At 68.9% G+C, this 15352-nt stretch carries 13 protein-coding genes and 1 other RNA gene; 10 read left to right on the top strand and 4 right to left on the bottom strand.

The window, feature by feature from the left end; all coding sequences use genetic code 11:
• Positions 1-207 precede the first annotated feature (207 nt).
• The 6 genes from ASG60_RS05025 (at position 208) to pgl (ending at position 9992) form a co-directional block, all read left to right on the top strand.
• Complete coding sequence (locus tag ASG60_RS05025; protein ID WP_156398797.1) at positions 208-846, top strand: hypothetical protein; 639 nt, start codon at positions 208-210, stop codon at positions 844-846.
• A 155-nt stretch (positions 847-1001) separates the two neighbouring features.
• On the top strand, positions 1002-2912 hold the full coding sequence (locus ASG60_RS05020; RefSeq protein ID WP_082531618.1) for a glycoside hydrolase family 15 protein: 1911 nt from the start codon (positions 1002-1004) through the stop codon (positions 2910-2912).
• A 120-nt stretch (positions 2913-3032) separates the two neighbouring features.
• Entirely contained in the window at positions 3033-5108 is a 2076-nt protein-coding gene (gene tkt / locus ASG60_RS05015; protein WP_056384412.1) for a transketolase, read from the top strand.
• Positions 5109-5234: 126 nt separating this feature from the next.
• On the top strand, positions 5235-8087 hold the full coding sequence (locus tag ASG60_RS05010; RefSeq protein WP_056384411.1) for a bifunctional transaldolase/phosoglucose isomerase: 2853 nt from the start codon (positions 5235-5237) through the stop codon (positions 8085-8087).
• Positions 8088-8235: 148 nt separating this feature from the next.
• Positions 8236-9210 (top strand): phosphogluconate dehydrogenase (NAD(+)-dependent, decarboxylating), encoded by a 975-nt coding sequence (gene gnd, locus ASG60_RS05005; RefSeq protein WP_056304721.1) that lies wholly within the window; start codon positions 8236-8238, stop codon positions 9208-9210.
• Between the two features lie 59 nt (positions 9211-9269).
• Positions 9270-9992 (top strand): 6-phosphogluconolactonase, encoded by a 723-nt coding sequence (pgl, locus tag ASG60_RS05000; RefSeq protein ID WP_056384410.1) that lies wholly within the window; start codon positions 9270-9272, stop codon positions 9990-9992.
• Positions 9993-9995: 3 nt separating this feature from the next.
• Here the strand turns inward: pgl and ASG60_RS04995 are convergent, their stop codons facing one another.
• A complete protein-coding gene (locus tag ASG60_RS04995) occupies positions 9996-10649 on the bottom strand; it encodes a hypothetical protein (RefSeq protein WP_082531617.1) in 654 nt (217 codons plus the stop codon).
• 379 nt (positions 10650-11028) lie between these two features.
• Here ASG60_RS04995 and ASG60_RS22495 point away from each other — a divergent pair, with 379 nt between their 5' ends.
• From ASG60_RS22495 to ASG60_RS04985, 3 genes are all read left to right on the top strand, one after another.
• Positions 11029-11199: a hypothetical protein gene (locus tag ASG60_RS22495; protein WP_156398796.1), complete on the top strand. Its 171-nt coding sequence runs from the start codon at positions 11029-11031 to the stop codon at positions 11197-11199.
• A 255-nt stretch (positions 11200-11454) separates the two neighbouring features.
• Complete coding sequence (locus ASG60_RS04990; RefSeq protein WP_056168604.1) at positions 11455-11841, top strand: hypothetical protein; 387 nt, start codon at positions 11455-11457, stop codon at positions 11839-11841.
• Between the two features lie 44 nt (positions 11842-11885).
• Positions 11886-12539, top strand: a complete 654-nt coding sequence (locus ASG60_RS04985; protein ID WP_056359902.1) for a general stress protein — start codon at positions 11886-11888, stop codon at positions 12537-12539.
• A gap of 163 nt (positions 12540-12702) precedes the next feature.
• Here ASG60_RS04985 and ssrA read toward each other — a convergent pair.
• Together ssrA and ASG60_RS04980 are read right to left on the bottom strand one after the other, a co-directional pair.
• Positions 12703-13076, bottom strand: a transfer-messenger RNA (tmRNA) gene (ssrA, locus tag ASG60_RS21800).
• Positions 13077-13114: 38 nt separating this feature from the next.
• Positions 13115-13465, bottom strand: a complete 351-nt coding sequence (locus tag ASG60_RS04980; RefSeq protein WP_056384409.1) for a hypothetical protein — start codon at positions 13463-13465, stop codon at positions 13115-13117.
• On the opposite strand from ASG60_RS04980, the gene ASG60_RS22490 reads away from it, so the two are divergent.
• Positions 13452-13616, top strand: coding sequence for a hypothetical protein (locus tag ASG60_RS22490; RefSeq protein WP_156398795.1), 165 nt, complete (start codon positions 13452-13454; stop codon positions 13614-13616). The genes ASG60_RS04980 and ASG60_RS22490 overlap by 14 nt on opposite strands.
• A gap of 191 nt (positions 13617-13807) precedes the next feature.
• Here ASG60_RS22490 and ASG60_RS04970 read toward each other — a convergent pair whose 3' ends face one another.
• Positions 13808-15235: a DEAD/DEAH box helicase family protein gene (locus ASG60_RS04970; RefSeq protein ID WP_056384408.1), complete on the bottom strand. Its 1428-nt coding sequence runs from the start codon at positions 15233-15235 to the stop codon at positions 13808-13810.
• Between the last annotated feature and the right edge of the window lie 117 nt (positions 15236-15352).

Here is a 15352-nt window from a genome sequence, read left to right as displayed (position 1 = left end):
GATCGCACGGCCTCACGATTCTCGGCAAGGCGAGGTTTTGGGCACGGGCGGTTCGTCGTGTCGGCAACGGCCTCGGCCCGAAGCAGCGGGGAGCGGGATGCATCGCGCCCGGCGTGGTTTACCTTTGCGAAAGGAAATAGCCCAGCTTCCGCCGTAAACGGCGCCGCTAATGGGGTTTCGAAGACGATGGATTGCGAGGACGCCGGCATGACGGAGCGAAGCCAGTGCGGGTGTGCCAATGACGGCCTCGCCATGGATGCGACCTCCGGCGTCACCCCGCCCCTGCTCCCCACCCTCGTCATGGCCCTCGTGCTCGGCGCGGCCTCGCTGTTCTGCCGCGAACCGGAGGTGCCCGCCCCGGCCCCCACGACCCTCGCGGCGCGGATCGCTTCGGCGCCCGCGACCCTGGTGTCCGAGGCCGTTCCCGCGACGCCCTTCGTGCCCGCCGCCCTCACCTTTCCGCGCCAGTTCCCCCTGATGGTGGCGGCGCACGTCGCCGCTCCGGTACAAGGCACCCCTCCGGTACAAGGCACCGTCGCGGCGCCCGCCGTCGCGCAGCACCGGCCCTCCGGGCCCCGTGTCGCCGCCCTGCGTCGGCCCGCCCCCGCCAAGGCCATTGCCGCCCCCGCTGCGGCGCAGCACGCCGATCCGGTCGGGACCGTGGCGCAGGCGGAGGTGCCCGTCGAGGCGGGCGGCCTCCTGCCCGATCTCGCCCTGCCCTTCGCCCCGGCGATCCGGGCCGTGGGCCGGGCTCGCGATTTCGTCGGCGTTCAGGGCGCTGCGGCGCGCACGCAGGCCTCTGCGCTGGGCGGCGCGGTGGTGGACTTCGTCGGGACCCTGCGCTGAACGCAGTCCGGTTTCACCCCGGTTTCGCCGCCCGGCTTCGGGCAATCGCCGAATGGACCCTGGACCCTGCCCCCTCGGGGGACTAGGTGGACGCCATCGATGGTGCGGCGCCACGCGGCGGGGCCCATCGAGAGGTGGCCGCGACGAGGGCGTGAATGGCGGGACGGATCGAGGATTACGCGCTCGTCGGTGACGGCCGCACCGCTGCCCTGATCGGGCGCGACGGCAGCGTCGACTGGCTGTGCTGGCCCCGGTTCGATTCCGCCGCCTGCTTCGCCGCCCTCCTGGGCACCGAGGATCACGGCTTCTGGAAGCTCGGCCCCGCCGACCCGGCGGCGAAGACCTCGCGGCAGTACCGGACCGGCAGCCTCGTCCTCGAGACCGAACACGAGACCGAGGCCGGATGCGTCCGGGTGACCGACTACATGCCGGCCAACGACGGCTCGCACCTCGTGCGCATCGTCGAGGGACTGCGCGGCGACGTCGCCATGCGGATGCATCTCGCCGTGCGGTTCGATTACGGCTTGGCCGTGCCGTGGGTGTCGCACAACGAGCTCGGGGACCTGCGCGCCATCTCGGGGCCGCACAAGGTGGTCCTGCGCACCCTCGTGTCGCTCCACGGCGAGGGCCAGACCACGGCGGCCGATTTCACCGTGGCGGCGGGCGAGAGCGTCGCCTTCACCTTGAGCTACGGCCCCTCCCACGAGGACGACCCCCCGCCGGTGCAGCCGCGCAAGGTGCTGTTCGAGACCGATCGCCACTGGCGCGACTGGTCGAACCGCTGCGCCCGCGGCACGCCGTGGGACGCCATGCTGCAGCGCTCGCTGCTGACCCTGAAGGCGCTGATCTACCATCCCACCGGCGGCATCGTCGCCGCGCCCACCACCTCCCTGCCGGAAGACCTCGGCGGCGTGCGCAACTGGGATTACCGGTTCTGCTGGCTCCGCGATTCCACCTTCACCCTCATCGCGATGATGGATGGCGGCTACCTCGACGAGGCCCGCGCCTGGCGCGACTGGCTCGTGCGGGCGGTGGCCGGCAACCCCGAGCAGGCCCACATCCTCTACGGCATCGCCGGCGAGCGCATGCTGCCGGAGATCGAACTCGACTGGTTGCCCGGCTACGAGAACTCGAAGCCCGTGCGCATCGGCAACGCGGCCGTCGAGCAGTTCCAACTCGATGTCTACGGCGAGATCTTCGACGCCCTTTATCAGGCGCGCCAGCGCGGCCTGCTCGGCGATGCCGATGGCTGGCGCGTCGGCCTGGCGCTCCTGCGCCACCTCGAGAAGGTCTGGAGCACGCCGGACGAGGGCATCTGGGAGGTGCGCGGCGGGCGTCGGCACTTCGTCCATTCCAAGGTGATGGCCTGGGTGGCCTTCGACCGGGCGATCCGCTCCCAGGAAGAGGGCGAAACCCGCCCAGGGGCGCCGGTGGAGCGCTGGCGCGAGATCCGCGACCAGATCCACGCCGAGGTCTGCGAGAAGGGCTTCGACACGGAGCTGAACAGCTTCGTGCAGTCCTACGGTTCGAAGCGCCTCGACGCGAGCCTGCTGCTCATCGCCCATATGGGGTTCCTGCCCCAGCACGATCCGCGCGTCGTCGGCACCGTCGAGGCCATCGGCCGGACCCTGATGCGCGACGGGTTCGTGCTGCGCTACGACACCGAGGACCAGACCACGGACGGCCTGCCGGGCGACGAGGGCGCCTTCCTGCCGTGCAGCTTCTGGTACGCCGACAACCTCATCGGGCTCGGCCGCTGCGAGGAAGCCAGGGCCCTGATCGAGAAACTCATCGGCGTCTGCAACGACGTCGGCCTCGTCTCGGAAGAGTACGACGTGAAGGCCAAGCGCCTCGTCGGCAACTTCCCACAGGCGTTCAGCCACGTCACATTGGTGAACACCATCCTGAACTACAGCCGCGCCAACGGGCCGGCCCGGGAACGCAGCGCGGGCGCGGAGGATGGAACCGGGTCCGAGGGGGCATGCTTCCAGGGGGACGAGGCCGGCGAGGCCAAGGTCGACCAACCCAAGGTCGACGAAATCAAGGCGGTCGAGATGTCGGCCTGACGGCCGGCACTATGGGAATCGAGGTGGGCGGGTCCGGCGTCGCGTCGGCGACCCCCCACGGGACGAGGGCCGGATCCGCGGCGCGGGCGGCCCAGGCGACACGAAGGAAGACGTGAGATCATGAGCGGAGCCGACACCAAGCCGAGCGAGGCCCTGAGCCCCATCGACAAGCTCAGCATCGATACCCTGCGCACCCTCGCCATCGATGCCGTGCAGAAGGCGAATTCCGGTCATGCCGGCGCCCCGATGGCGCTCGCGCCCGTGGCCTACACCCTGTGGAACCGGTACCTGCGCTACGATCCGGCGCATCCGCACTGGCCCAACCGCGACCGCTTCGTGCTCTCGGCGGGCCACGCCTCGATGCTGCTCTACGGCCTGCTGCATCTCGCCGGCGTCGCCCAGACCGACGGCGGCAACGAGCCGGCGGTGTCCCTCGACGACATCAAGAACTTCCGCCAGCTCGACAGCAAGACGCCGGGCCACCCGGAATACCACTTCACCACCGGCGTCGAGACCACCACCGGGCCGCTCGGCCAGGGGGTCGCCAATTCCGTCGGCATGGCCATGGGCGGGCGCTTCCTCGGCGAGACCCTGAACCGGCCCGACCTGCCGCTGTTCGACTTCAACGTCTACGCGATCTGCTCGGACGGCGACCTGATGGAGGGCGTCGCTTCCGAGGCCGCCTCCATCGCCGGGCACCTGCGCCTGTCGAACCTGTGCTGGATCTACGACAACAACACCATCACCATCGAGGGGCATACGGAACTGGCCTTCTCCGAGGAGGTCGCGACACGCTTCCTCGGCTACGGCTGGCAGGTGCTGCGGGTGGCCGACGCCAACGACGTCCACGCGATCTCGGGGGCCCTGGAGACCTTCCTCCAATCCAGCGACCGGCCGACGCTCATCGTCGTCAACTCGATCATCGGCTTCGGCGCCCCGAAGAAGCAGAACACCTCCAAGGCCCATTCCGACGCGCTGGGCGAGGAGGAGGCCCGGGGAGCCAAGCGCGCCTATGGCTGGCCCGAGGACGCGCAGTTCCTCGTGCCCGAGGGGGTGCGCGAAAACTTCCAGGCCGGCATCGGCGAGCGCGGCGCGGCGCTCTTCGCCGACTGGGAGCGGTTCATGGGGGAGGCCAAGGCCGCCGAGCCGGCGCTGGCCGAGGAGATCGACGCCCTGCACGCCGGCCGCCTGCCCGCGGGCTGGGACCGCGACATCCCGGTCTTCCCGGCCGACGCCAAGGGCATGGCGACGCGCGAATCGTCGGGCAAGGTCCTCAACGCGATCGCGAAGAACGTGCCCCACCTGCTCGGCGGTTCGGCCGATCTCGCCCCGTCCAACAAGACCAAGCTCGAATTCGAGGGCGCCGGCACCCTGACGCCGTTCGAGCCGGGCGGCCGCAACATCCATTTCGGCGTGCGCGAGCATGCGATGGGGTCCATCGTCAACGGCCTCGGCCTCGTCGGCCTGCGCGCCTACGGCGCCACCTTCCTGGTCTTCGCCGACTACATGCGCCCGCCCATCCGCCTCGCGGCCCTGATGGAGCTGCCGGTCTTCCACGTCTTCACCCACGATTCCATCGGGGTCGGCGAGGACGGGCCGACCCACCAGCCGGTGGAGCAGCTCCTCACCCTGCGGGCGATCCCGGGCCTCGTCACCCTGCGCCCGGCCGACGCCAACGAGGTCGCGGAAGCCTACCGGGTGATCATGGGCTTGAAGAACCAGCCGGCGGTGCTGGCCCTCTCCCGCCAGCCCCTGCCGACCCTCGACCGCTCGCAGTATGCGAGCGCCGCCGGAACCGCCAAGGGCGCCTACGTGCTCGCCGACTGTGAAGGCACGCCCGACGTGATCCTCATCGGCACCGGTTCCGAGGTGCAACTCTGCGTCGGCGCCTACGAGGCCCTCAAGGCCGAGGGCGTGAAGGCCCGCGTGGTCTCGATGCCTTCCTGGGACCTGTTCGAGCGCCAGGACGAGGCCTACCGCAACTCCGTCCTCATCCCGGACGTGCTGGCGCGGGTCGCCGTCGAGCAGGGCTCGGTCATCGGCTGGGACCGCTACGCCGGTTCCGCCGGCACGATCATCGGCATGCACACCTTCGGCTCCTCGGCGCCGATCAAGGACCTGCAGGCCAAGTTCGGCTTCACCCCCGAGAAGGTGCTTCAGGCCGCACGCGACCAGATCGCGCGGCACAAGAAGTAGGGTTCGGGGGTTTCTCGAAGGTGGGATGCGCTCCCCTCGTTGGAGGGGCGCGCATCCCGACACGATTGCTGAACGGCGCTCCCCCGCGTGAGCGCCACGCACCGCGACGGACGACGAGGAGTTTCCATGAATCCGCTCAAGGCTCTCTTCCCCGAACAGGGCCAGGCCGTGTGGCTCGACTTCGTCGCCCGCGGGTTCGTCCTCGACGGCAAGCTCAAGGCCCTGGTGGACGAGGACGGCCTGCGCGGCGTGACCTCGAACCCGTCGATCTTCGAGAAGGCCATCGGCGGCTCGCAGGAATACGATGCCGCCCTCAAATCGGTGATGGACCAGGGGGACGCCCGGGTCATCGACCTCTACGAGGGCTGCGCCATCGCCGACATCCAGGCGGCGGCCGACGTGCTTCGGCCGGTCTACGAGGCGAGCGACGGGGCCGACGGCTACGTCAGCCTCGAGGTCTCGCCCTACCTCGCCCTCGACACCGACGAGACCCTGGCCGAGGCCCGGCGGCTCCACAAGACGGTGGCGCGCGACAACCTGATGGTGAAGGTGCCGGCGACCCGTGAGGGCATCCCGGCGATCCGGGCGCTGACCGCCGACGGCATCAGCATCAACGTCACCCTGCTGTTCTCGGTGGAGACCTACGAGGCCGTGGCCCGCGCCTTCATCGACGGCCTGGAGGAATTCGGCGCCAAGGGCGGCGACGTCTCGAAGGTGGCGAGCGTCGCGAGCTTCTTCATCAGCCGCATCGATGTGGCCGTCGACAAGGCCCTCGACGACAGGATCGCCGCCACGGAAGGCGCGGATGAGAAGGCCGCGTTGGAGGCTCTCAAGGGCAAGGTCGCCATCGCCAACGCCAAGCTCGCCTACCAGCGCTACAAGGCGGTCTTCGCCGAGCCGAAATGGCAGGGCCTCGCTGCCAGGGGCGCGAAGGCGCAGCGCCTGCTGTGGGCGTCGACGGGCGTGAAGAACAAGGCCTATTCCGACGTGCTCTACGTCGAGGAGCTCATCGGCCCCGACACCGTCAACACCATGCCGCCGGCCACCATGGACGCCTTTCGCGATCACGGCACCGTGAAGGCCGCCATCGAGACCGACGTTCCTGGGGCCAAGGCCGTGATGGACGGTTTGGCCCGTGCCGGCATCGACATCGAGACGGTCGGCGACCAGCTCGTGGACGAGGGCGTGCAGCTCTTCATCGACGCCGCAGACAAGCTCCTCGGCGCGGTCGCGGGCAAGCGCATCGACTTCCTCGGGCCCAAGCTCGACGGCCAGACCCTGGTGCTCCCCGAGCCCATCGCGGCGGAAGCCAAGAAGGCCGTGGAAGCCTGGCGCGCGTCCGGCGCCATCCGCCGCCTGTGGGCCCACGACAAGACCGTGTGGTCGAATGCCGACGAGGACACCTGGCTCGGCTGGCTGCGCATCGTCGAGGACGAGCTCGCCCGCGTCTCCGACTACGCCGCCTTCGCCGACGACGTGCGCCAGACCGGCTTCACCGACGTGGTGGTGCTCGGCATGGGCGGGTCGAGCCTCGGCCCCGAGGTGCTGGCCGAGACCTACGGCACACGCGAGAGCTTCCCACGCTTACGCATCCTCGATTCCACCGACCCGGATCAGGTGCGCGAGACCGAGGCCGCGATCACCCTCGAGACGACGCTGTTCATCGTCGCCTCGAAGTCCGGCTCCACCCTGGAGCCCAACGTCTTCCGCGACTACTTCCTCGGCCGGATGAAGGCGGCGGTGGGCGAGCGCGCCGGAGCGCATTTCGTCGCCGTGACCGATCCCGGCTCGGCCATGGAGGCGGCGGCCAAGGCCGACAACTTCCGCAAGATCTTCTACGGCGTGAAGCAGATCGGCGGACGCTACTCCGTGCTCTCGGCCTTCGGCCTCGTGCCGGCGGCGGCTTCCGGCATCAACGTGAAGGCGTTCCTCGACACCGCCCGCACCATGGTCCGCTCCTGCGGACCGGCCGTGCCGCCGGCGCAGAACCCCGGCGTCCTCCTCGGAACGGCGCTCGGGGCCGCCGCGCTCGCAGCCGGGCGCGACAAGGTCACGTTCATCGCCTCCCCGGGGATCGACACCTTCGGCGCCTGGGCCGAGCAGCTCATCGCCGAATCCACCGGCAAGGACGGCAAGGGCCTGATCCCCATCGACGGCGAGCCCGTCGACGTGCCGGCCGTCTACGGCCTCGACCGGATCTTCGTGTACCTGCGCCTCGACAGCCGGGCCGACGCCCGTCAGGACGAGGCCGTGCGCAACCTCGAGCGCGAGGGCCATCCCGTCGTCCACATCACCCTGGCGAACGAGGAGCAACTGCCGCAGGAGTTCTTCCGCTTCGAGATCGCCACGGCGGTGGCCGGCGCGATGCTGGGCATCAATCCGTTCGACCAGCCCGACGTGGAAGCGAGCAAGATCGAGACGAAGAAGCTGTTCGACGCCGCCGAGGCGAGCGGGTCCCTGCCCGCAGAGACGCCGCTCTTCTCCGACGACACCCTCGCGCTCTACGCCGATGCGAAGAACGCCGAAGCCCTGCCCCAGGCCGGCGAAGGTCTCGACGCGGCGTTGAAGGCGCACCTCGCCCGCACCAAGGCCGGCGATTACGTCGCCCTGCTCGCCTACGTGGCGCGCAACCCGAAGCATCACGCGATCCTGCAGGATGCCCGCGTCGCGCTGCGCGACAAGACCCGGCTCGCCACCTGCCTCGAATTCGGCCCGCGCTTCCTTCACTCCACGGGCCAGGCCTACAAGGGCGGGCCCGACACCGGCGTCTTCCTGCAGATCACCGCGGATCCCTCGGAGGACCTGTCGATCCCGGGCCGTAAACTCGGTTTCGGCACCGTGGTGGCCGCCCAGGCGCGTGGTGATTTTTCGGTGCTCGCCGAACGCGGCCGGCGGGCCCTGCGCGTCCACATCAGGGGCGGCGAGGTCGAGGCCGGCCTGAAGCGCATCGCCGCCGCGCTGAAGGCGGCTTTGGCGTAGGGCGGGCAGTTCGACGTTCCAGCGCTGCGTCATTCCGGGTCCGCCTCTGGCGCCCCGGAATGACGGCGCCGGTGATGAAGAGCCTTCTATTGGTTGTTTCGGCGCGGGGCCTCGGCGCCCCGCGTTCCTCACGCGACGGAGATCACCCATGCAACTCGGCATGATCGGCCTCGGCCGGATGGGCGGAAACATCGTCCGCCGGCTGCTGCGCGACGGGCACACGGCCGTGGTGTTCGACCAGAGTCCGGAGGCCGTGGCGGCCCTCGTCGCCGAAGGCGCTACCGGCGCGGCGAGCCTGGAAGAGTTCGTCGGCAAGCTCGATGGGCCGCGCACCGCCTGGGTGATGCTGCCGGCCGGCGCCGTCACGGAGGGCACGGTCGCCACCCTCGCCGGCCTCATGGCCGCCGACGACGTGATCATCGACGGCGGCAATTCGTTCTACAAGGACGACATCCGCCGCGCCGCCGAACTGAAGCCGAAGGGCATCCATTACGTCGATGTCGGCACCTCCGGCGGCGTCTGGGGCCTGGAGCGCGGCTATTGCATGATGATCGGCGGCGACGCCGCGGCCGTCGCGCGCCTCGACCCGATCTTCAAGACCTTGGCGCCGGGCCCCGGCACCATCCCGAAGACCCCCGGCCGCGAGGGGCGCGATGCCCGCGCCGAGGACGGCTACATCCATGCGGGCCCGAGCGGCGCCGGCCACTTCGTCAAGATGATCCACAACGGCATCGAGTACGGCCTGATGCAGGCCTATGCCGAGGGCTTCGACATCCTCAAGCATGCGAACTCGACGGACCTCCCCGAGGGCCAGCGCTTCGACCTCAACATCGGCGACATCGCCGAGGTGTGGCGCCGCGGCAGCGTCGTCTCGTCCTGGCTCCTCGACCTCACGGCCGGGGCACTCGCGGGTGACGAGAGCCTGTCGAACTTCTCGGGCTTCGTTGCCGATTCCGGTGAAGGTCGCTGGACCCTCAATGCGGCCATCGAGGAATCCGTGCCCGCCAACGTCCTCTCGGCGGCCCTCTACGCCCGCTTCCGCTCCCGCGAGGATGCGAGCTACGCCGACAAGCTGCTGTCCGCCATGCGCAAGGGGTTCGGCGGACACCAGGAGCCGAAATAGGGGCCGCACCGCATCCCCTTCGATCGACGCGCCGAGACCTTCCGAAACGAGGAGCCGCGATGATCCCCCTGCCCGACGATGCAGACCTTCTCGCCGATGCGGACGCCGTGGCACGGGCGGCGGCGGACCGGTTCGTCGCCCTCTGCGAAGCATCGCCCGAGGGGGCCATCGCCGTCTGCCTCTCGGGCGGTTCGACGCCGAAGCGCCTCTACGCCCTGTTGGCTCGCCCCGAGTATGCGGACGCCCTCCCCTGGGCGCGCCTGCACTGGTTCTTCGGGGACGACCGGCACGTGCCGTGGGACGATCCGGAGAGCAATGTCCGCGCCGCCCAGGACGCATTCGGGGATGCGCCGATCCCGCCCGGGCACCTCCATCCCATCCCCACGGGGGGTGCCTTGGAGGCCGACGCCGCCGCCTATGAATCGGTACTGAAGGCGTTCTACGGAGCCGAGACCCTCGATCCCGACCGCCCCCTGTTCGACCTCGTTCTCCTCGGCCTCGGCGAGGATGGGCACACCGCTTCGCTGTTCCCGGGCAAACCGGCCGTCGAGGAAAGCGGCGCCTGGGTCGCTCCGGTGCCGGAGGCGGGCTTCGCCCCGTTCGTTCCCCGGATTACCCTGACCTTCCCGGCCCTCGCATCCGCGCGGCATGTTCTGGTGTTGGTCACGGGGGCGTCCAAGCGACGACCGCTCGAGCGCCTCGCCGATGGTGAAGACCTGCCGGCGGCCCGCATCGCCGGACCGGTGACGTGGCTCCTCGATCGCGCCGCCGCCGACGCCTGACGATCAGTTCGAGGTCGCGACGATCCACGGCGAGATGATGCGCATGGACGCCGTCTCGGCCTGGACCGGGGCGACGGCGGTCGGCGGAACCTTGCGTGCCTGGGCCGTCATTCGCCGGGCTTCCGCGGCCGGGATCGCTCCGGCGGGCATCACCATGGCGGAGAGCAACGTCCGGGTATGCCTGTCGATGAAGGCGGACCGCCCGATGCTCTCGAAATCGCGCGCCGCGTGGCGCTTGTCCGGATCGCCGGTGAACACCTTCACGCCGTCCTTCAGAACGACGATGTCGCCGGGTCGCAAGGTCGGATCCTTCATGAACGCGGCGGCGGCACCCGCGCTCATGTCCAGGGGCACCTGGCGGTCGCCGACGTGGAGCTTGAGCGGTTCTGCCTTCGGCAGGGCGGCGTAGCGCGTCATCGGGCGTGGCCGCCTGTTCAGGGCCCGGGCGGCACGGCGGACATCCGTCTGACGCGCGCCCAGGGTGTCCGGTGCGGGCACGGGTTGCACCGCCGCGGGCGGGCTCGGCTGGAACAGTCGTTGGAACAGGCCGCCCAATCCGTCATCGGCCGCGAAGGCGGGCCTCGACAGGGCGAGGCACAGGCTGGCGAGGAGGGTGGCGGCAGCGGCGCCACGCACGAAAGGCCGGGCTCGGGTCATGGGAATTCGGCTCTCGTTGTCAATCCCCGCTGCACGCTGGGATGAGCCGTTAACGGATCCTCAATCTGAACAGTTCCCACCGATTCGTGGGGTTTGTCGCGAATGCTTAGGATCGTCTGAGGCCGATCGCGCGAATTCCTCCGGCGGGTCGGGAGTGCCGATGGCCGGACTCCGGATATAGCTCTTCCCGCCACCGATAGATCCTCGATGCATCCGTCGTGAGGCGGGAGCGCGAGGCGGCATGCAAGGCCACACCGACGACTTTTTATTGGGACATGGGAAACGATCGGCATCTGACGACTTGAACGTCCCTGTAACTCATCTCTCCCGGCGAATGGATCGCCGCGGTGGGAGAGATCGCCCCGGGAGCAAGCGGTCCGTGAACGAAACCAATTCCCTTCTCTATTGCGGTGCCGCCGCCTTCGATCCCGTGACCTACGGCGTCGCCCAGGGCCTGTCCGAGATGTTTCCGCCCGTGGAGCACCCGGCGGGACTCGCCGGCGACGAAGCCACGCCGCAGGACGCAGAGGGATCGGACGCCGCATCCTGATCCGCTCGGACGCCCGACGCCGCGCTCGGGTGCTCGGCACAGCAAAGCCACCGTATCGGGAAGGATCAGGTTCATTCGGCGGGGGACGGTTTTTCGTATCCAGGTCGGATTAGGCCCGATCGCTACGGTGAGCCGGCGAACGACGCCCGGTCAAACGCATGCATCGTGGCGATCAAGACTGACCCAATCGCTGTGCAAGCGGAACGATTGGGCGATCCCGATGATTGATTGGGTCCTCAGCTCAAGGAGAATACCGTGAACCGGACCCTGCAAACCCTCGCTATCCTGACGGTCCTCGGCGCCGGCCCGGCCTTGGCCCAGACCACCGTGACCGGAACTCCCGCCCCCGACGCCAAGTCCAGCGCCACGTCCGGCGGCCAGGAGGCCGTGACCCGGCCGAACACCGACAAGCCCGATGCCACCAAGCCCGGAACGGCCCACGCCGCCACGGGTGCGAAGCTCGAAGAGGGCGCGAACAGCTTCACCGAGGCCCAGACGCATCACCGCCTCACGGAAGCCGGGTACAAGGACGTCAAAGGTCTGACCAAGGACGAGAAGGGCATCTGGCGCGCCAACGCGATGCTCGACGGCAAGCCCGTCAAGGTCGGCGTCGATTTCAAGGGCAACGTCGCCGCGCAGTAAGCGCGAGCTCGACCAATCCTTCACGATCCGAACAGGAGTCCACCATGGCACACCAGACCATCACGGCCCTCTACGACAATTACGATGATGCGAGCGCCGCCGTCGCCAAGCTCGAAGCGCAGGGCATTCCCCACAGCGACATCAGCATCGTCGGCAGCAACGAGGGCGATCGCCACAGCGGACGCGTCGGTACGCACGCGACCACGACCGGCCACACCGATACGACGGAAAGCGCGGCCACCGGCGCCGGTACCGGCGCGACCGTCGGTACGGTCCTGGGCGGTGCCGCCGGCCTCCTCACCGGTCTCGGTCTCCTCGCCATACCGGGCGTCGGCCCCGTCGTCGCGGCCGGCTGGCTCGTCGCCACCCTCACGGGTGCCGGCATCGGCGCGGCAGCGGGCGGTCTGGCCGGTGGTCTCACCGGTGCGGGCCTGAGCGAGACGGATGCGCACACCTATTCCGAGGGCGTGCGCCGCGGCGGCACCCTCGTGACGGTGCGCGCGGACGAGACCCGCTCGGCGACCGTCATGGACGTTCTGGAGGAGCATGGCTCCATCGACATCGACGAGCGCGCTCAGGGCTGGCGCGCCGAGGGTTGGACGGCACCGCAGGCCGCTTCCGCCGCGCATCCGAGCGCACTTCCGAGCGCTGCCGATGGACGGACCCGCGTTCGGGCATACCCGACGAACCCCGTCTGAGGTTCGCGCCGCTTCGGTGAAAGACAACGCCCCGCGATCCGTCGCGGGGCGTTTTTCGTGACCGAACCCCCGGTCGCGCCACGCACGCGAAAGAACCGCACCGCACTTCGTGCGATCCGGATGCTGACAGGGCTGCAAGGAGAAAGATGGGTCCCGGAGCCGAAGCCCCGGGTTCTGTTTCGACGGTTACCCTACCGCAAGATGCTTACGCCGCGAGGCGGGCATCCATGACAACGTTATCGTTGGCATTTAGAGTTTTGGTCAGATGCCTGGAATAGGGGTTACCTACGCCAAACCGGTCGAAACCTTACCGACAGTCGCATCGTATCCCACCGAAGTGAGACTGAACTCGCGATCCCTTTACCGCCCAGTCGATCCTATTTCGCCCCCATCAGAAGCCCAACGCTACCGGAATGTCCCGCGATGGGCTTTTGGTGGAGGCGCCGGAGTACTGCCCTCCGGGTCCTGAAACGTTATTATGAACCGGTCATCAACCGCACTCGGAATATAGGTGATGCCTCGCTCCGGGTCCAGTCCGGGCTGCACCAAAACGATGCCCACGGTCCGCTCCCGCCCTATGCCGTCTCATCTTGGCCGGCATACCAGTCCGCGTAAGGCGTGTTGCGCGCGAGGCGGCGGTTGAGATCCGGCGCCCCATCCGTCCACCAGACCGGTCCACGCTCGCCGAGACCTCGCTTGGCGCGATCGACGGCCGCTCGGGCGCCCGCGACGGCGGCCGCGTCGTCGCCCTTTCGGCCGGCCTTCACCGCACGCCGGGCATCCATGAGACCATGCACGAGACGATCGCGGACATCTGCGGGCAGATCCGGCCGGGCCCGTCGCCAGAGCCGTCCCCGCACGACGATGTAGCGACCGTCCGGCGTCTCCAGGACCCGACGGTCAGGCGCGGGCGTGACGCTGTTCATCGATGAGCGCCTCGACGGCCGCGATGGTATTCTCCAGATCGGCGATCCGGCGCAACATGCTGTCGGGTGGCAACATGGCGACTTTCGCAGCGTCCAGGATGAGATCGCGCTGAGCATTCTTCAGGCGGTCGAGAAGAGCTTCCAAGTCTGACATGGGCTCGCCTTACGGCATCGCTCGGCAAAGTGGAATCCGATTCTGGCGAAAGCCGACCCGGCCGACGACTGCCTGCGGACTTGTCCGCAACGTCGTTCGCCGATCGGGTTCATCCGAAGACGTTTCGCCGGAATCGTCGAAGCCAGTCTCCGAAAGCGCTCGGAATTCGCATCGGTCGGAAACAGGGATCAGAGGTCGCAAGGCTCGGGGGACCGTTCGATGAGGACCGCAATCGCATCGAGCAGCGCCGTATCCTCGCCGGCCATCGCGTCCATGGCTCTCATGCGGCGCAGAACCGTACCGGCGATGGCTTCCTCCACCGTGGCTTCCGCGAACGCATAGTAGATCGTCGCCTGCTCCCCGTCGCGATGGCAGCGGCCCTCGATCTGTGCGACCTGGATCGCGCTGTGGCGCATGTCGTGGATGACGAGGGCACGCACCGCCTCGCCCCCCGCCATCTCGTTGCGGTGGAGCGAGATCGATTCCGTGACGGTGAAGACCATGACGTCGCGTGCACCGGACTGGAATGCCACCCGTTCGCTCTCGTTCGTCCCGGCGTCCCGCGTTCCGTCGATGCTGCCCACACGCCAGCCGCGTCGGGCTAGAATTTCGGTGAGGGCGGCGCCCGTTTCCAGAAAGGCGACGGAGATCGCCACAGCCTGGCCGGCTTCGAGCAAGGTCTCGACGAAATCCGCCGTGCCGTCGACGCGCAGAAGGCTGGCCTTCTGCCGAAAGCGCAGATCGGCCGCCCACCCGGCCGGGCGGCGGCCGCTCCCGCCGAGCAGGCCCCAGGCCCGGCGAAACTCCCGCCAGTTGGCATCGTAGAGCCGGCGCGCCGCTGGATCGAGGGCGGTGGCGGCGAGCTCACGCTGCACCTCGGGCCAACCGGCGATGTCGCCCGGACGCCGGCGCAGGCCGATGGCCTTCGATCCCCCATAGAGAAGATCCGCCATCACGGCGCAGTCGCGCGCATTGGCGGTCCAGCTCCAATTGACCCACCGGCCCTTCGCCCCACCGATGCCGAGGCTTCGCAGGAGGATGCGGAAGTCGGCCAGGGTCTCGCAGGGCGAGCCGGCGGCAGCCCCGAGGAGTCGGCCGAGATAGGACAGTTCGTGCGGCGCCTGACCCGCGGTGGCACTGAGATAGACCGTGAAGGTGGCAGCTTCCGCGATCTGGCGGCAGACCAGGCTCTGTTGGGCCGTCGGATTGCGCAGGCGGTGGCTCTCGTCGAAGGCGACGATGGGCCAGGTCCGTTTCAGGACCCCGCGCTTGGCGAGTTCGTTGTTCTTCGCCCGCGTCGACCGTTTCGTGCTCGTGGCCGGGGGAGCCATGAGCGATTTGGTGCGCTCGTAATTGATGAGCGTCACGGCCTTTGGCGCCAGGCCCGCCTGCGCGATGGTCCGCCGCCATTGCGGCATGGCGCCCTTCGGGCAGACGATGAGGATCTCGGATTCAGGCATGCGCGCCAGGGCGCTCCACACCGACAGGGTCTTTCCCAGCCCCGTCATGTCTCCGAGCAGGAAACCGGATTTCCTGTCGGCCCGCGCCTCAAGGATGGTCCGAGCCGCCTCCTCCTGATGCGGACGAGGAACGAGGAGGTCTGGCGACTCGGCGATGGGACGGGCTCCTTGGCACAGCGAAAAGCCCCCGACCGTGAGGTTGGGGGCTTTTGGTTTGTTGTTGTGATGTTGGTTGCGGGGACAGGATTTGAACCTGTGACCTTCAGGTTATGA

Origin of the sequence: Methylobacterium sp. Leaf469 (assembly GCF_001424745.1) — a bacterium.
GTDB lineage: Bacteria > Pseudomonadota > Alphaproteobacteria > Rhizobiales > Beijerinckiaceae > Methylobacterium.
The sequence above is the reverse complement of the archived record's forward strand: the minus strand, read 5'-3'. Positions and strand labels throughout refer to the sequence as shown.

Coding starts and splice junctions, on each gene's coding strand:
- ASG60_RS04980 (WP_056384409.1), bottom strand. CDS start 13,465: ATGAACAGCGTCACGCCCGCGCCTGACCGTCGGGTCCTGGAGACGCCG.
- ASG60_RS05020 (WP_082531618.1), top strand. CDS start 1,002: ATGGCGGGACGGATCGAGGATTACGCGCTCGTCGGTGACGGCCGCACC.
- ASG60_RS04985 (WP_056359902.1), top strand. CDS start 11,886: ATGGCACACCAGACCATCACGGCCCTCTACGACAATTACGATGATGCG.
- ASG60_RS05010 (WP_056384411.1), top strand. CDS start 5,235: ATGAATCCGCTCAAGGCTCTCTTCCCCGAACAGGGCCAGGCCGTGTGG.
- tkt (WP_056384412.1), top strand. CDS start 3,033: ATGAGCGGAGCCGACACCAAGCCGAGCGAGGCCCTGAGCCCCATCGAC.
- ASG60_RS05025 (WP_156398797.1), top strand. CDS start 208: ATGACGGAGCGAAGCCAGTGCGGGTGTGCCAATGACGGCCTCGCCATG.
- gnd (WP_056304721.1), top strand. CDS start 8,236: ATGCAACTCGGCATGATCGGCCTCGGCCGGATGGGCGGAAACATCGTC.
- pgl (WP_056384410.1), top strand. CDS start 9,270: ATGATCCCCCTGCCCGACGATGCAGACCTTCTCGCCGATGCGGACGCC.
- ASG60_RS04995 (WP_082531617.1), bottom strand. CDS start 10,649: ATGACCCGAGCCCGGCCTTTCGTGCGTGGCGCCGCTGCCGCCACCCTC.